Genomic DNA, 1,196 nt, shown 5'->3' with positions numbered 1-1,196 from the left:
GCAGGTTCACTTTTTCGGGAACCCTCCAGCGCTGGAAGGCCGTTGAGACTGAAAGCGACAAGCATGGAGGTGCCGATGACCTATTCCCGTTTCGCCCTCATGATCCTCGCCTCGACGGTGATCATGTTCGGGCTGATGTATCTCAACACCTACGCTTTCGAGCATGTCTTCTTCAGCGAGACCCGCGTCTATATGGCGATCGTCATGGGAGCGACTATGGCGTTCGTGATGCTCGCCTTCATGGCGGCGATGTATCCCAGTCGGGCAGTCAATATCGCCATCTTCGCGGGCAGCATCGTCGTCTTCGCCGGCGCGCTCTGGCTGGTGCGCAGCCAGGTGACCGTGAATGGCGCAAGCTACATGCGGGCGATGATCCCCCACCATTCGATCGCTATCATGACCTCCGAGCGGGCCGGCATCGAGGACGCAAGGGTGCGCAAACTCGCCGACGGCATTGCCACGGCCCAGAAGAAGGAGATCGCTGAAATGCGCGCGTTGATCGCCGATGTCTCCGCCGGAAACGTGGTGGGCGAGGTTTACGAGGACCCGCCCGCGCAGCAAGGCACGCTGCAGGATGCGCTCAGCAACACGCTCCTGTCGACGCTCGATCCGGCACCGCTGACCCCCGAAGAGGCAGGGGATGCGTTGCCCGAGGGTGAGACTTGCTCCTTCCGCCGTACCCGCACCGAAGACCCGGTGCTGATAGCCGCCGCCGATGGCAGCGCAGCCGTCACCAAGCTCAACGGCGTCATTCTGCCGCTGGGTGCAGGCGACACCGAAAGCAGCTACAGCACCGAGGGGCTCCAGATGGCGGTCGAGCCGGTCGATGCGCCGCGCTCAGACAGCCAGCTGACCTTCCGACTTACCCCCGGCCCCGAGGCGATCTACCGCGGATTCTGGTCCTGCAGCGGCTAAGGTCTCGTTGCCACGCCTTCCATCGCGCTGCTCCTAATCGGACTCGGAAGCGGGAACATCCGCAGGACAAAGGGTTTGGCTCCCATTGCGTGGGGGCCACCCACACCTTTCACGCGTCCGCAGGAACGGAAAGCCCGAACCGGCGACCGGGTGGCAGAAAGTTGCCTGACGGAAAAGTGTTTCAGGCTGACAGCGCGCGGCACTTGCTATGAGAGCACCGCGATGCGTAACTCTCGCCCATGCTGGAAAAGATTCGAGTCATTTTGATCTTTTGTGCCGTG

1 protein-coding gene is annotated in these 1,196 nt (G+C 62.3%); it reads left to right on the top strand.

Annotated features, from left to right (window positions below):
* The first annotated feature begins 75 nt into the window (after positions 1–75).
* Positions 76–915, top strand: coding sequence for a DUF6692 family protein (locus G0A00_RS26295; protein WP_164214300.1), 840 nt, complete (start codon positions 76–78; stop codon positions 913–915).
* Positions 916–1,196 lie beyond the last annotated feature (281 nt).

The sequence above is a fragment of the Salipiger sp. PrR002 genome (assembly GCF_010500775.1).
Classification (GTDB): Bacteria; Pseudomonadota; Alphaproteobacteria; order Rhodobacterales; family Rhodobacteraceae; genus Salipiger.
The sequence above is the reverse complement of the archived record's forward strand: the minus strand, read 5'-3'. Positions and strand labels throughout refer to the sequence as shown.